14 protein-coding genes are annotated in these 13,318 nt (G+C 68.9%); 11 read left to right on the top strand and 3 right to left on the bottom strand.

Features of this window, described 5'->3' with window-relative positions; translation table 11 throughout:
- The first annotated feature begins 26 nt into the window (after nucleotides 1–26).
- The 9 genes from nhaA to ACVWZ7_RS10170 all read left to right on the top strand — a co-directional run bounded on the left by nhaA (nucleotide 27) and on the right by ACVWZ7_RS10170 (nucleotide 8,365).
- The gene (gene nhaA / locus ACVWZ7_RS10210; protein ID WP_456507757.1) at nucleotides 27–1,379 is read left to right on the top strand and encodes a Na+/H+ antiporter NhaA; all 1,353 of its coding nucleotides are present in this window, start codon (nucleotides 27–29) and stop codon (nucleotides 1,377–1,379) included.
- A gap of 138 nt (nucleotides 1,380–1,517) precedes the next feature.
- The gene (locus ACVWZ7_RS10205; RefSeq protein ID WP_091255568.1) at nucleotides 1,518–1,820 is read left to right on the top strand and encodes a rhodanese-like domain-containing protein; all 303 of its coding nucleotides are present in this window, start codon (nucleotides 1,518–1,520) and stop codon (nucleotides 1,818–1,820) included.
- A gap of 16 nt (nucleotides 1,821–1,836) precedes the next feature.
- Complete coding sequence (locus ACVWZ7_RS10200) at nucleotides 1,837–3,198, top strand: MBL fold metallo-hydrolase (RefSeq protein WP_456507756.1); 1,362 nt, start codon at nucleotides 1,837–1,839, stop codon at nucleotides 3,196–3,198.
- Nucleotides 3,199–3,322: 124 nt separating this feature from the next.
- A complete protein-coding gene (locus tag ACVWZ7_RS10195) occupies nucleotides 3,323–4,282 on the top strand; it encodes a carbohydrate kinase family protein (RefSeq protein ID WP_456507755.1) in 960 nt (319 codons plus the stop codon).
- Between the two features lie 58 nt (nucleotides 4,283–4,340).
- Nucleotides 4,341–4,874, top strand: coding sequence for a YbhB/YbcL family Raf kinase inhibitor-like protein (locus ACVWZ7_RS10190; protein ID WP_456507754.1), 534 nt, complete (start codon nucleotides 4,341–4,343; stop codon nucleotides 4,872–4,874).
- Nucleotides 4,875–5,030: 156 nt separating this feature from the next.
- Nucleotides 5,031–5,849 carry an HAD family hydrolase gene (locus ACVWZ7_RS10185; protein WP_456507753.1) on the top strand — a complete coding sequence of 273 codons (819 nt, stop codon included), beginning with the start codon at nucleotides 5,031–5,033 and terminating at the stop codon, nucleotides 5,847–5,849.
- Between the two features lie 133 nt (nucleotides 5,850–5,982).
- On the top strand, nucleotides 5,983–6,231 hold the full coding sequence (locus ACVWZ7_RS10180; protein ID WP_116765418.1) for a hypothetical protein: 249 nt from the start codon (nucleotides 5,983–5,985) through the stop codon (nucleotides 6,229–6,231).
- 103 nt (nucleotides 6,232–6,334) lie between these two features.
- Entirely contained in the window at nucleotides 6,335–7,189 is an 855-nt protein-coding gene (locus ACVWZ7_RS10175) for a glycerophosphodiester phosphodiesterase (protein WP_456507752.1), read from the top strand.
- A 51-nt stretch (nucleotides 7,190–7,240) separates the two neighbouring features.
- Nucleotides 7,241–8,365: a glycerate kinase gene (locus tag ACVWZ7_RS10170; protein WP_456507751.1), complete on the top strand. Its 1,125-nt coding sequence runs from the start codon at nucleotides 7,241–7,243 to the stop codon at nucleotides 8,363–8,365.
- A 90-nt stretch (nucleotides 8,366–8,455) separates the two neighbouring features.
- Here ACVWZ7_RS10170 and ACVWZ7_RS10165 read toward each other — a convergent pair whose 3' ends face one another.
- Together ACVWZ7_RS10165 and ACVWZ7_RS10160 are read right to left on the bottom strand one after the other, a co-directional pair.
- Nucleotides 8,456–9,166, bottom strand: a complete 711-nt coding sequence (locus ACVWZ7_RS10165) for a DUF6766 family protein (protein ID WP_456507750.1) — start codon at nucleotides 9,164–9,166, stop codon at nucleotides 8,456–8,458.
- Nucleotides 9,163–9,663, bottom strand: a complete 501-nt coding sequence (locus ACVWZ7_RS10160) for a DUF6328 family protein (protein WP_456507749.1) — start codon at nucleotides 9,661–9,663, stop codon at nucleotides 9,163–9,165. The genes ACVWZ7_RS10165 and ACVWZ7_RS10160 overlap by 4 nt, the downstream gene beginning before the upstream one ends.
- A 251-nt stretch (nucleotides 9,664–9,914) precedes the next feature.
- Between ACVWZ7_RS10160 and ACVWZ7_RS10155 the strand changes: the two genes are divergently transcribed.
- Together ACVWZ7_RS10155 and ACVWZ7_RS10150 are read left to right on the top strand one after the other, a co-directional pair.
- Nucleotides 9,915–10,826: an SDR family oxidoreductase gene (locus tag ACVWZ7_RS10155; protein WP_456507748.1), complete on the top strand. Its 912-nt coding sequence runs from the start codon at nucleotides 9,915–9,917 to the stop codon at nucleotides 10,824–10,826.
- 133 nt (nucleotides 10,827–10,959) lie between these two features.
- The gene (locus ACVWZ7_RS10150; protein ID WP_175460614.1) at nucleotides 10,960–11,202 is read left to right on the top strand and encodes a hypothetical protein; all 243 of its coding nucleotides are present in this window, start codon (nucleotides 10,960–10,962) and stop codon (nucleotides 11,200–11,202) included.
- A gap of 103 nt (nucleotides 11,203–11,305) precedes the next feature.
- Here the strand turns inward: ACVWZ7_RS10150 and ACVWZ7_RS10145 are convergent, their stop codons facing one another.
- Nucleotides 11,306–12,655, bottom strand: a complete 1,350-nt coding sequence (locus tag ACVWZ7_RS10145) for a uracil-xanthine permease family protein (protein WP_456507747.1) — start codon at nucleotides 12,653–12,655, stop codon at nucleotides 11,306–11,308.
- Nucleotides 12,656–13,318: the final 663 nt, after the last annotated feature.

Below are 13,318 nucleotides of genomic sequence, written 5' to 3'. Positions count from 1 at the left end.
TTCGTCGACCCCACTTTGAGGACCCCATGAGCGACCTGCCCTCTTCTCCCACACCTCCTCGCCTCACCGTCTTCGCCCGCGGCAGCTACGCCGAAGCGCTGCGCATCGGCGAAATCCTCCGCAAGGAAACCGTCGGCGGCGCGCTTCTGGTCGCCGCGGCAGTGGCGGCCCTGATCTGGGCCAACTCGCCGGCGTCGGAAAGCTACTTCGCGCTGCGCGATTTCACTATCGGCTACGAGCCCTGGCACCTGGACCTGAGCCTGGGAGCCTGGGCCGCCGACGGGCTGCTGGCGGTATTCTTCTTCCTGGTCGGGCTCGAACTCAAACGGGAGTTCGTCGCGGGAGACCTGCGGCAGCTGAGCAAATCCGTGGTGCCGGTGGCTGCGGCCGTGGGCGGCGTGGCCGTTCCCGCGCTCATCTACGCGGCCGTCAACGTTGCGGACGCCGAGACCCTGCGGGGCTGGGCGATCCCCACCGCCACGGACATCGCGTTCGCGGTCGCCGTGCTGGCGCTCATCGGTTCGCACCTTCCCAGCGCGTTGCGCATCTTCCTGCTGACCCTGGCCGTCGTGGACGATCTTCTCGCCATCACCATCATCGCGGTCTTCTACACGAGCGAACTCCACCCGCTCCCGCTTCTGTTGGCTCTGCTCCCGCTCGGCCTCTACACATTCCTGGTGCAGAAATACCGGCGGTTCTTCGGCACCCACGGGCTGGCCGCCTGGGTGATCCTGCTGCCGCTCGGCGCCGCAACGTGGGCGCTGGTCCATGCGTCCGGCATCCACGCCACCGTGGCCGGTGTCCTGCTCGGCTTTGCCGTTCCTGTGATTCGCTCCCGGGCCAGCGGCGGTCCCGAGGCCGGCCCCGGCCTCGCGGAGATCTTCGAACACCGGTTCCGCCCGATCTCGGCCGGCGTCGCTGTCCCGGTCTTCGCATTCTTTTCCGCCGGTGTGGCCATCGGCGGCCTGCAGGGCCTCGGCGCCGCCCTGACCGATCCCGTTGCGGTCGGCATTATCCTGGCCCTCGTGCTCGGAAAACCTGCCGGCATCCTGGGCACGACGTGGCTCATCACCAAAGCCACCCGCGCCAGGCTGGACGGCTCCTTCAAATGGATCGACGTCTTCGGCCTGTCGATCCTGGCCGGTATCGGTTTCACGGTGTCGCTGCTGGTGGCCGAGCTGAGCTTCGGGCAAGGCACTGTCCACGACGACCACGCAAAGGTCGGAATCCTCGCGGCCTCGCTGCTCGCCGCGCTGCTCGCCAGCGCGGTACTCCGGATCCGCAACACGCACTACCGCCGCGCGGAAGAGGAAGAAAGGATCGACTCGGACCACGACGGCATCCCCGACGTCTATCAGCAGGGCCATCCGGCAGGCTAGCGCTGCAGGCTAGCCGGGGGAGTAGATTTGGCGGTGGGGCCGAAGGCGACGCCCGGAGCACGTATGATACCCCAAGGGGTATCATTATTGAGCTGGATTAAGCGCGCCGGGCCACCGGCGCCCTCGAAAGGAACAGGCATGAAGAGCATTTCCGTCAAGGACCTGGCCGCCCTGGGCGAAGCCACTGAAATCGTCGATGTCCGCGAGGACGACGAATTCGCGGCGGTCCGCGTCCCCGGGGCCAGGAGCATCCCGCTCTCGCGGTTTGTGCAGTCCCTCGACGAGGTTCCGGCCAGCGGCACCATCTACGTCATGTGCGCCGCCGGGGGCCGCAGCGCCCAGGCCACCACGTACCTGGAAGACCAGGGGTACGACGCCGTCAACGTCACCGGCGGAATCATGCAGTGGCAGGATGAGGGACACCCCGTCAACCGGGGCTGACAGCCCGGGAGGGGCCATGGAAGTCATTGTCATCGAGACCCCGCAGCTCGGGGACCGCAGCTACCTGGTCCACGACGGCTCGGTGGCGTTGGCGATCGACCCGCAGCGTGACACCGACCGCATCGAAGCGGCCGCCCGCGACGCCGGGGTCACCATCACCCATGTGGCCGAGACCCACCTGCACAACGACTACATCACCGGCGGCCTCATTCTGGCCCGCGCGCACGGCGCCGACTACCTGGTGAACGCCGCCGATCCCGTGGCGTTCGAGCGCACGCCCGTCACCGACGGCCAGACGGTCCGGGTGGGCGCGCTCACCGTCAAGGCGGTCGCCACCCCGGGCCACACGCACACCCATATGTCGTACATCGTGGACGACGGCGTGAAGCAGGCCGTCTTCTCGGGCGGGAGCCTGCTCTACGGCTCGGTCGGGCGCACGGACCTCGTTGCCGCGGCGGACACCGTCGGCCTGACCCACGATCAGTACGCCTCGGTCCGGCGCCTCGTCGCGGAGTCCGGGCACGACGCCGCGCTGTTCCCGACCCACGGGTTCGGCTCGTTCTGCTCCTCCGGGCCGGCCTCCGGTGCCCGGTCTTCCACGATCGGCGAGCAGCTCGCCGCCAACCATGCCCTGACGGACCCCGACGAGGACCACTTCGTCCGCCAGCTCATCGCCAACCTCACGGACCACCCCTCCTACTACGCCCACATGAGCCCGGCCAACGTCCGCGGACCGGGCCCCGCCGATCTGGCAGTCCCCGAATCGCTCGACGCCGCCGAGCTCGCCCGGCGACTGGACGGCGGCGAGTGGGTGGTGGATCTGCGGCATCGTGTGGCCTTCGCCAGCAGCCACCTCAAGGGCAGCGTCAGCTTCGAATACGGCACGGGTTCCAGTTTCACCACCTACCTGGGCTGGGTGTTGCCGTGGGGTGAACCGCTGACCCTCGTGGGCTCGCAGGAGGGTATCGAGAAGGCCATCCGCGACCTCTCCCGGATCGGCATCGAATCCCCGGACGCCGCCGTCGGAACCGACCCGCATGCCCTTGCGCCGCAGGCCGCACTCGCGTCGTACCCCCGCGTGGACTGGGGCGGTGTGCTGACCGGCCGGGCCGCCGGGGACACCGTCCTGGACGTGCGCCGTGCCGATGAATTCGCGGCGTCCCGGGTGGTGGGCGCGGTCAACATCCCGCTACATGAACTGCTGCTGCGCCTTGAGGACGTCCCTGCCGGGAAGCTCTGGGTGCACTGCACGTCCGGGTATCGCGCAGGGGTCGCCGCGAGCCTCCTCCAGCGCGCCGGCCGGGACGTGGTCCACATCGACGCCAGGTTCGCCGACGCCGGTCCCGCCGGGATCGCCGTGGACACCGCCGCGGCCTGAGCCTGAGCGGCCGGGGCGGCCCGGCGTGCCGGGCTGCGCAGCCGCGCCCCGGACACGCGGGGCGGCCCGCGGGCAGGTGGGGCAACACACGGCACCGGACCCGAATCTCTGGCAGAGTATGACCATGCTCACAGTTATTGGCGAGGGGCTGGTTGATGTTGTCCAGCGTTCCTCCGGCGTCCAGGCCCATGTCGGCGGCAGCCCCCTCAATGTGGCGGTGGGGCTGGCGAGGCTGGACCATCCGGTCCAGTTCATTGGCCGCTACGGCCGGGATGCCTACGGCGAAGCCCTGGCGGCGCACCTGAAGTCGAGTTCCGTGCTGCTGCCGCTGGCACCCGACGAGCTTCCCACCAGCGTGGCCGCCGCATTGATTGACGACGCCGGCGCCGCCACCTACACCTTCGACCTCGCCTGGGAGCTCCCCGGCGTCGCGGCGCGCCTCCCGTTCCTCCTGCAGGGAACCACGCTCCTGCACACCGGCTCCATCGCCACGATGCTGGCGCCCGGCGCGGCCGAGGTGCTTGCCGCCGTCGAGCGTGCCCACCCGTCCGCCACGATCAGCTTTGACCCCAATTGCCGCCCCAGCATCATCCCGGACGTGGACTATGCCCGCGGGCAGGTCGAAAAGTTTGTGGCCCTCGCGGACGTGGTGAAGGCCTCCGATGAGGACCTTGAATGGCTCTACCCCGGAACGGACCCGTTGGACTCGGCCCGCCGCTGGCTGGCGCTGGGCGGCTCGGAGGGGCCGGCCATGGTGGTGGTGACCCGTGGCGGCAAAGGCCCCTGGGGTATCAACGCCGCCGGTGTTGCGCAGTTCGACGCTCCCAGGGTGGAGGTCGCGGATACTGTCGGGGCGGGAGATTCGTTCATGGCCGCGCTGCTGTCCGGCGTGGTGGACCTGGGCCTGGACGGGGCGCAAAACCGCAAGGCCCTGCGCGAGCTCTCCGCCGAAAGCCTCCGCAACATCCTCGCCCATGCGTCCAGGGCGGCCGCCGTGACCGTGTCCCGCGCCGGCGCCAACCCGCCCACGCGCGCCGAGCTGGCCCGGATGGAGCTTGGTGGCGTGGGGACCGGCAACGCATAGCAGGCAGTACCCGAACAGCAGGCAGTACCGAACAGCAACCAGTTCAGGAAAGGCAGCCATGACAGCCCACGATCCTTACGCGCCGCTGCCCGACGTCCCCGCTTTCGACGTCAGCAGCGCATCCTTCCACGACGGCGACACGCTTCCTCCCGCGCAGCGAAGCGGCGTCATGGGCGCCGGCGGCAAGGACGAGTCCCCGCAGCTGAGCTGGAGCGGCGCCCCCGCCGGCACCAAGAGCTACGCGGTGACGGTCTTCGACCCGGACGCCCCCACGGCCAGCGGTTTTTGGCACTGGGCCGTGCTCAACATCCCGGCCGATGTCACGTCACTGCCCGCGGGTGCCGGTTCCCGCGACGGCGCGGCCCTTCCGCCCGGCGCGCTCCAGCTGAAGAACGACGCCGGATTCGCCGGCTACGTCGGCGCCGCCCCGCCCAAGGGACACGGTCCGCACCGCTACCTGATCGTGGTCCATGCCGTGGACGTCGAAAAGCTCGACGTCGGCGGGCACGGCAGCCCGGCCAGCCTCGGCTTTGCCCTATTCAGCCACACCCTGGGCCGGGCCAGGCTGACCGGGCACTACGAACAGCGCTAGAGGGCCGCGCCGCCGTCGAATTCGCCGGAGACGCTCGAGTTCGCCGGAACGTTCCGGCGAACTCGACACTTTCCGGCGACCCCGGCGCACGGGCCCGCGCAGTTCCACGTCCGGCAGGCGGGATCGGGGCCGCCGCGGCCAACGTAGACTTGCTGCATGCGGCTCGTAGCAAGCGACATCGACGGAACGATCCTCGGCCATGACGGAAAAATCAGCGACCGGACCGTCCGCGCGTTCCACGCCTGCCGCGACGCAGGGGTGGAACTCGTCTTCGTCACGGGCCGCCCGCCGCGCTGGCTCCACCCCCTGCAGGACCAGCTGGGGCATGCCGGCACCGTCATCTGCTCCAACGGCGCCGTGGTCTGGGACCTTGAGGCGGACCGCATGCTCTCAGCCCGTGCGCTGGAGCTGGACGCAGTGTTCGAGGCCCGCCGCATCATCCGGCGCCTGCGCCCGACGGCACTGTTCGCCGCCGAAACCCTGACCGGCTTCCACCTGGAACCGGGCTTCCTCAACTCCGGCACAAGCCCGCTGCTGGCCGAATTCACGCCCGCCCCGCTGCACAGCACCCTCACGGCCGACGACTCCGTGGTGAAGTTCATGGCCATCGTTCGCGAGGGCACCGCCGACGACTTCCTGGCCGAGGTGACCCCCGCCGTCGCCCATTTGGCCGCCGCGACGCACTCGGCGCCGAACATGGCCCTGCTCGAACTGTCCCTGCCCGGCGTCAACAAGGCCGTGACCCTCGCCGAATACGCCGCCTCACTGGGCATCGGCCCCGCAGACGTGGTGGCGTTCGGGGACATGCCCAACGACATCGAGATGCTCCGCTGGGCCGGGGACGGTTACGCCATGGCCAGCGGCCACCCCGAGGCAATCCGCGCCGCCGGCCAGCAAGCGCCGCACTTCGACGACGACGGCGTCGCCCAGATCCTCGAGGCCAAGCTCGCGGAACTCGGCCTCCGGCTTCCCTGAGTTCCACTCCCGAACAGCACCCCCGCGGTGACGTCCCGGTCACCGGATTCCCAGCGGGCGGTCAACTGGCGTTCACCTTGGCCTCCTAGGCTGAAGGCTCGCGACAGATCGTTTGACCGATAGTGGGGAAATCATGGCCAAGTACCGCGTCAACAAAACGGACGACCAACCTCTGCATCCGGCGGAGCCGGACCGGCACTGGCGGCAGTTGCGCCAGGGCGACCGCGTCAGCGTCCGGCTGGCCCCGGGTTTCGAGACCGGCGGCCTGGTGGACGCCGTGACGGCCGACCACAGCGTCGTCTGGGTGGACCTCGACGGCGGCCGCGGCCGGACGCTCCTGCACTGCGGCGACGGCGTCGAAATCCGGCCGCACGACTCCTGACGCCAGCTTCCTCTAACGCCGGGTCGCCCATGCCGCGTTCCGCTCAGCCCGCTCCGGATCGGGGTCCCGCGCGGCCGGATCGGGGCTCGGGTACGCTTCAGGAGTGACGAACCCGCACCCCTACTTTGCCCCCGGCGGGAACCCCGGCGGCACCCGCGGCGGCGGCCCGGAGCACGCCGTGCCGGGGGGCCAGGGCACGGCCCGGGCACCCCTCGCGATGGCCCACCGCGGCTTCTCCCTGGACGGGCTGGAGAACTCGATGGCCGCGTTCCGCGCCGCCGTCGACCTCGGATTCCGGCACCTGGAGACCGACGTCCACACCACCGCCGACGGCGTGCTGGTGCTCTTCCACGACAAGACCCTGGACCGGGTCACCCAGGAACGCGGCCGTATCGCCGACTTGCCCGCCGCGGCCGTGGCCCGGGCCAGGATCGGCGGAACTGAACCGATCCCGCTGTTTGAGGAACTCATCGCGGCCTTTCCCGACGTCCGGCTCAACATCGACGTCAAGGACTGGAATTCCGTCGACGCCCTGGCCTCGGCAATCGAACGCCACGCACTGCACGACCGCGTGCTGATTGCCAGCTTCTCGGACCGGCGGCGCCGCGCCGTGCTTCGGCAGCTGAGCCGGCCGGCCGCGGGCTCTGCGGGCACGGTGTCCAACGCCGTGTTCGTCCTGCTGGGCCCGGTACTGCCGGCGACGCTGATGGGCTTCGTGGCGCGTCGGGCCCTGCAGGGTGTCCAGGCGCTCCAGGTACCGGTCCGCTACGGCGCGGTGACCGTGGTGACGCCCGGATTTGTCCGGCGGGCGCACCGGCACGGGCTGCAGGTGCACGTCTGGACCGTCAACGAACCGGCGGAAATGCACCGTTTGCTCGATCTTGGCGTCGACGGGATCGTCACGGACCGCGCCGACCTGCTCAAGACGGTCCTCACGGAGCGCGGGACCTGGGCCTAAACACCGCGTCCTGTCAGCGTGCCGGGCCCTCCGGACTGGCAGGATAGTGCCATGCGTATCCTCATCGCCCCGGACAAGTTCAAGGGCTCTCTGACCGCCGCCGAAGCCGCCTCCGCCATCGCTGAAGGCGCCCTGCGCGTCTATCCCGACGCCGAAGCCATCCAGTTTCCGGTGGCCGACGGCGGCGAAGGGACCCTGGAGGCGGCCGTCGCGGCAGGCTACGAGGAAAGGCTCAACGCCGTCGTGGGCCCGATCCTGGCTCCGATCGGTGCCGCGTGGGCTATCCGCAAGGACGCCTTCGGCGGGGCCACAGCGGTGATTGAAACGGCGCAGGCATCCGGCCTGGCGCACATGGAACCGACGCCGGCCAACGCCCTGCGGGCCCACAGCTACGGCTGCGGCCAGCTAATCGCCGCCGCCCTGGACGCAGGGGCCACGGAAATCGTGCTGGGCGTGGGCGGTTCGGCCATGAGCGACGGCGGCAGCGGCGCACTCCGGGCGCTCGGCCTCAAGCCGCTGGACGCCGCCGGCAACGTGGTACCCCTCGGCGGCGGGTCGCTTGCCGACGTCGTGACGGTGGATGTCAGCGGGCTGGATCCGCGGCTGTCCGCCGTGAAGTTCAGGATCGCCGTCGACGTGCGGAACCCGCTGTTCGGAAGCGACGGTGCCGCGCACGTGTTCGGCCCGCAAAAGGGCGCCGACGCGGATGCGGTGGAGCTGCTCGACGCTGGCCTGCGCAACTGGGCCTCGGTCCTGCGCGAGTCCACCGGCCGGGACGTCAACGTCCCCGGAGCCGGTGCGGCCGGCGGCTTCCCGGCGTCGTTCCTGGCCTTCAGCAACGCCGCCCTGGAGGGCGGATTCGAGCTCGTGGCCGGCCTCACCGGGCTGGCCGGAAAACTCGCGGTGGCCGATCTGGTCATCACCGGGGAAGGCTCCATGGACAGCCAGTCGCTGACCGGCAAAGCGCCCATCGCGCTGGCCGATGCCGCCCACGCCCGCGGCATACCGGTGATCGTGGTGGCCGGCCGGATTCTCGTCACCCCGGAGGACCTTGCCCGGCACGGCGTGGTGGCTGCGGCCCAGCTGCTGGATGTCGCCGCGAGCCCCGACGACGCTGTCGCCAACGCCGCAAAATACCTTGCCTGGGCCACCAGCCAGGTCCTCGAAGGGGCCTGACGGCGGCTCCGACAGCAGGGGCGACGAAAGCAGCAGCGGAGAAAGCGCCGAACGCCGGGTCCGCAACCCGCTGACCGATGGCCGCGGGGGTCAGGCGCCCGTCTCGTAGTGGGGTTCGGCTACCGGCTTGGACTCGGGGGATCCCTTCTCCCGCAGATAGACCGACGCGCCCACCAGTACGGCGACCGCCAGGAATTCGCTCTGCCAGTTCTGGAACGCCTCAAACCAGAATCGGCTCGTGGCGAGGTAGCCCAGCACCGTGACCGTCGGCTGGCCGTGGGCTTGCTGATCGTCGTTGTAATCGGCGCTGCCGCCGAGTGCGTGCAGAACAAACGACATCAGGAAGAGCAGCAGGAACATGATCGACAGGGAGTGTTCGTAAAGTTTCAGGACCCACCCGCCGCGCCGGACGGGCCAGGGCGTGGACGGCCTGAGCTTGGCCGGCCGGGGATCCTCGTCCTGCGGGGCGGCGCGGCCCATGGGCTTGGACTCCGAGGACCCTTTCTGGAACAGGAAGACTGTCAGCAGGACATACATGCCCATTTGCAGGAATTCCGACTCCCAGTTCTCAAACGTCGCCTCCACGAAGGCCCCCGTGCCCAGGTACTGCAGGACGCTCACCGCCGGCTGGCCGTGGGCCAGTTGGTCCTCGCTGTAACTGGCTGCCCCGCTGAGGACCATGCCGCCGAAGAAGGCGATGAATAGCGCAGCGTTGGCCAGCAGCAGCCCGCGTTCCTTGACCCACTTGCCCATGGTTCCTCCCGTGCCTGCGGCGCGCCGCGCCTGTGAAACGTCTGTCATTGTGGCTTCTCTTTCAGGCCCCTCCGGCGGAGTGCGGCAGGGACAAAGACCATCAGCAGCAGTAGGACAGCCAGCAGGCCGACGCCGGCCATGACGCCGGCCGCCCGGCCCAACGTGAGATCGAAAATGAGGGACGTGGTTCCCACGCTCAGCAGCATGACGCCGCCCAATGACACCTTCGCGATGGTGTCGGCGCTGGCCACGAGGGTAGCCTTCAGCCCTTGCCGGAAGAGCCGGCGGTGCAGGCTCACCGGTAACAGGATCGAGGCCGTGGTGAGAGCGGCCACGATGACGTTGGCGAGGTACAGCCCGGTTTGGTATCCATCCAGCGTCTCGAAACGAGCCTGGAACGGCAGCGTCAGGAGGAAGCCGGCGAGAACCTGGACCCCGGTCTGGAGTACCCGCAGTTCCTGCAGCAGTTCCACCCAATTGCGGTCCATCCGCTCAGCCCGAGATTCGTCCCTGCCGTCATCCTGCGGCGCCGCCGGGCCTGTCATGACTGTTCCTCCGCGCAAACTGAAATCCCTGGACTCCCCAGGAACGCTGAAATCCTTGTCAACGGGGCGCGGCGTGCGCCCCACCCTCAACCTAGGCTTGAGAGTTGCCAAAAACAAGTTGGTAGTAAGTTTGCTGACTACTTTGCGGTTAGGGTAGAAACTGCGTACTTCGCCGGGATAGTTTCCAAGCGGCCGGTCAGCGCCGGTCCGAGGAGCTTCCCTGGAAAACCGACACGTTGGGTAGGTGGACTATGAGTGACTCAAGCAGCGCCGCACAGAAACAGCAGGACCAGCCGAAGGACCCCCGCACCGGCTACTACTCCGGGTCCTTCCCGAAGCAGGTGCAAGAACAGCCAGGCCTCACGGCGCCCATGGAGCCGAAGCCGGACCACGGCGAGGAAAGCTACCGCGGCAGCGACGCGCTCAGTGGCAAGGCTGCCCTGATCACGGGCGGCGACTCCGGGATCGGCAAGGCAGTGGCGATCGCCTTCGCCCGGGAGGGCGCCGACGTCGCCATCTCGTACCTGCCGGAAGAGGAAGAAGACGCGCAGGACACCGCCGCGTGGATACGGAAGGCCGGCCGGAAGGCCGTGCTGCTCCCAGGCGACGGCCGCAGCGAGGACTTCGCGGCGAAGATCGTGAACGACACGCTGACCGAATTCGGCCGGCTGGACGTGCTGGTGCTGAACGCGGCCTACCAGAAGAACCGGGACAGCTTCGAGTCGCTGCCCACAGAGGAGTTCGACCGCGTGTTCAAGACCAATCTGTACTCGCTGATCTGGACGGCCCGCGCCGCCGTCCCGCACCTCAACGCCGGCGCCTCGATCATCACGACGGCCTCCATCCAGGCATTCAAGCCTTCGCCGGAACTCATCGACTACGCCATGACCAAGGCCGCTCAGGTGGCCTTCACCAAGGCGCTGGCGCAGGAACTCGGGCCGAAGGGGATCAGGGTCAACGCCGTGGCCCCGGGGCCCATCTGGACGCCGCTCATCCCTGCGACCGCATGGCCGGACAAGCTCCCGTCGTTCGGCCAGGACACACCCCTGCAGCGCGCAGGCCAGCCCGCGGAGCTCGCGCCTGCCTATGTGCTGCTCGCCTCGGACCACGGCTCCTACATTTCCGGCGCCGTCCTGCCCGTCACCGGTGGCAAGGGCCTCTGAGCTGTACCCCGACGGCGGGACGCATCCGGCCGGAGCGCCGGGCCTGAGCCAGTTCGGCGCAGAAGACCAAGACAAGTGCAAGACAAGTGCAAGAGAGTCCGGAGCAGGACGCTCCGGCGGAGCGGAGGAACACGTGAGTTCAGAAAACACCACTACCGAGCCCGGATCCGGTGCCAGGAGCGGCGACGCCGCGGTCCCCTCGGCTGACGCCGAAATGGATGCCTCCAACACCGAAAAGCCCGACGCCGGGCGGCCCTTCTCCTCGGAGTCCGGCCAGGATGCGGCCGGGCTGCCCGATGGTTCCGGCACGGACCTGCCGAAGGAGAAGTCGCCGGAGAAGGGCAGCGACGACGAGGAACCGTTCGACGCCGGCTAAACCGGCCGCCGCCACAACCAGCCGGGCCGGGGCCGGGCCACCACACGGTGGCCCGGCCCCGGCCTCTTGGCTTCGGCGGGGCGGGCGGTAACGGGGGATGCCGCTAGCGGCGCTTCTTCGGTGTGCGCTTCGCAGCGGCCTTCACCGCCGCCGTCGCAACGGACGCCGGATCCTCCGTTTCAGGCTCCGCCACCGTGCCGCGTGCCTTCGCGATCGCCTTCATGCCGTGGTAGATCACCAGCGCGGCGGCCGAGCCGAGCGCGATGCCGTTGAACGTCAGGTCGCCGACGGTCCACGTGTAGTTCGCGATGCCGATGATCAGCGCCACGGCGGCCGTGGTCAGGTTGATCGAGTTGGAGAAGTTCACCTTGTTCTGGACCCAGATCTTGACGCCCAGCACGCCGATCATGCCGTACAGCATTGTGGCCGCGCCGCCCAGGACGCCGGCGGGGACAGTGGCGATGAGTTCGCCAAACTTCGGTGAGAAGCTCAGCACCACCGCGAAGATGCCCGCCACCCAGTACGCCGCGGTGGAGTACACCTTGGTGGCAGCCATGACGCCGATGTTCTCGGCATAGGTGGTGGTTCCGGACCCGCCGCCAAACCCGGCCAGCATGGTGGCGGCGCCGTCGGCCAGCAGTGCCCGGCCGGACACGCCGTCGAGGTTCTGGCCCGTCATGGCGGACACGGACTTCACATGACCGATGTTCTCCGCCACCAGCACCAGCACGACAGGCACGAAGAGGCCCACGACGCCGAAGTGGAATTCCGGGGTCTGGAAGTGCGGCAGGCCAACCCACGTGGCGCCGTCCACCTTGGCGAAGTCGACTTCGCCCCGGATCATCGCGACGAGGTAGCCCACCACGACGCCCACCAGGATGCTCAGCCGGCCCAGGATGCCGCGGAACAGCACGCTGACCACAATGATGACGGCCAGCGTGATGAAGGCGGTGACGGGGGCTTTGTCGAAGTTGCTCTTCGCGGCTGGCGCCAGGTTCAGGCCGATCAGGGCGACGATCGCGCCGGTCACGATCGGCGGCATGAGCCGGTTGATCCAGCCGGCGCCGAACTTCTGCACCACGGCGCCGACGACGGCGAGGGCCGCACCGGCCAGCACGACGCCGCCCAGCGCCCCGGGGATGCCGAACTGCTGCTGCGAGGCCAGGATCGGTGCGATGAACGCGAAGCTTGACCCGAGGTAGCTCGGAACGCGTCCCTGGGTGATGACCAGGAACAACAGGGTGCCGATGCCGGAGAAGAACAAGGTGGTGGCCGGCGGCATGCCCGTGAGGATCGGGACCAGGAAGGTGGCGCCGAACATGGCCACTACGTGCTGCATGCCGATCCCGATGGTCAGCGGCCAGGTGAGCCGCTCATCCGGCCTGACGACCTCGCCGGGGCGGACGGACTTGCCGGTGCCGTGGAGCTTCCATTTGGTGCCGAGCATGCTCATTGCCGGGAGCCTTTCAGAGAATGTGGGGCCGGAGCGGAAGGAATCTTCCAGGCAACTTTACCGCGCAGGCCGGGCGCGTCCGGCGCCGTCCGGCGCCGTCCGGCGCCGCGACAGGTCCGGGCGCGGATATGTGGAGCGGCCGTCGGCGACCGTTGCGTTTTCCGGGAAGTCCGGCCATACTCCGGGGAAGACCGGGGAAGACCGGAGTCGGCGAGCTTTACCGGCAGGTAGCCGCGCAGCACGCGACATCCGTCAGCATTGGCCACGTCCAGGACGTCGGCCGGTTCAACATCATCGGGCAGACCGTCAACCTGTTCGGAACCATACGCTGCACTATCGACGCCGACATGGGTGTAGTCCAGCAGGGGATGCGCCGGCTGGCCATGCACCAACGGAGGCCTTCGGCAGCACGGCCGATGTTGAGTTCCTGCAATCTGTTCCGGGAGTCATCAACCAGAGGGAGTGGATTGTCGGCCGGGAGAGGATCGTCGAGGTGCCCGTGACGCTTGGCTATGACGATGTGTCGGAGTTCGTCAACGCCTACGGCGGCGCGTACCTCAGCTACGGGGTCCAAGACACACGGATCGACGGCGACCAGCTAAGGCCGGTGGAGGGTGGCCGCGGGCTGTTCCCGAACCACAGCCCCGGGTTTTATGCGGACGA

This window comes from Arthrobacter sp. TE12232 (genome assembly GCF_054062615.1).
The sequence above is the reverse complement of the archived record's forward strand: the minus strand, read 5'-3'. Positions and strand labels throughout refer to the sequence as shown.

Excerpts from the sequence above, each read along its gene's own strand:
- nhaA (WP_456507757.1), top strand. The coding sequence starts at position 27 with ATGAGCGACCTGCCCTCTTCTCCCACACCTCCTCGCCTCACCGTCTTC.
- ACVWZ7_RS10205 (WP_091255568.1), top strand. The coding sequence starts at position 1,518 with ATGAAGAGCATTTCCGTCAAGGACCTGGCCGCCCTGGGCGAAGCCACT.
- ACVWZ7_RS10200 (WP_456507756.1), top strand. The coding sequence starts at position 1,837 with ATGGAAGTCATTGTCATCGAGACCCCGCAGCTCGGGGACCGCAGCTAC.
- ACVWZ7_RS10195 (WP_456507755.1), top strand. The coding sequence starts at position 3,323 with ATGCTCACAGTTATTGGCGAGGGGCTGGTTGATGTTGTCCAGCGTTCC.
- ACVWZ7_RS10190 (WP_456507754.1), top strand. The coding sequence starts at position 4,341 with ATGACAGCCCACGATCCTTACGCGCCGCTGCCCGACGTCCCCGCTTTC.
- ACVWZ7_RS10185 (WP_456507753.1), top strand. The coding sequence starts at position 5,031 with ATGCGGCTCGTAGCAAGCGACATCGACGGAACGATCCTCGGCCATGAC.
- ACVWZ7_RS10180 (WP_116765418.1), top strand. The coding sequence starts at position 5,983 with ATGGCCAAGTACCGCGTCAACAAAACGGACGACCAACCTCTGCATCCG.
- ACVWZ7_RS10170 (WP_456507751.1), top strand. The coding sequence starts at position 7,241 with ATGCGTATCCTCATCGCCCCGGACAAGTTCAAGGGCTCTCTGACCGCC.
- ACVWZ7_RS10165 (WP_456507750.1), bottom strand. The coding sequence starts at position 9,166 with ATGACAGACGTTTCACAGGCGCGGCGCGCCGCAGGCACGGGAGGAACC.
- ACVWZ7_RS10160 (WP_456507749.1), bottom strand. The coding sequence starts at position 9,663 with ATGACAGGCCCGGCGGCGCCGCAGGATGACGGCAGGGACGAATCTCGG.
- ACVWZ7_RS10155 (WP_456507748.1), top strand. The coding sequence starts at position 9,915 with ATGAGTGACTCAAGCAGCGCCGCACAGAAACAGCAGGACCAGCCGAAG.
- ACVWZ7_RS10145 (WP_456507747.1), bottom strand. The coding sequence starts at position 12,655 with ATGAGCATGCTCGGCACCAAATGGAAGCTCCACGGCACCGGCAAGTCC.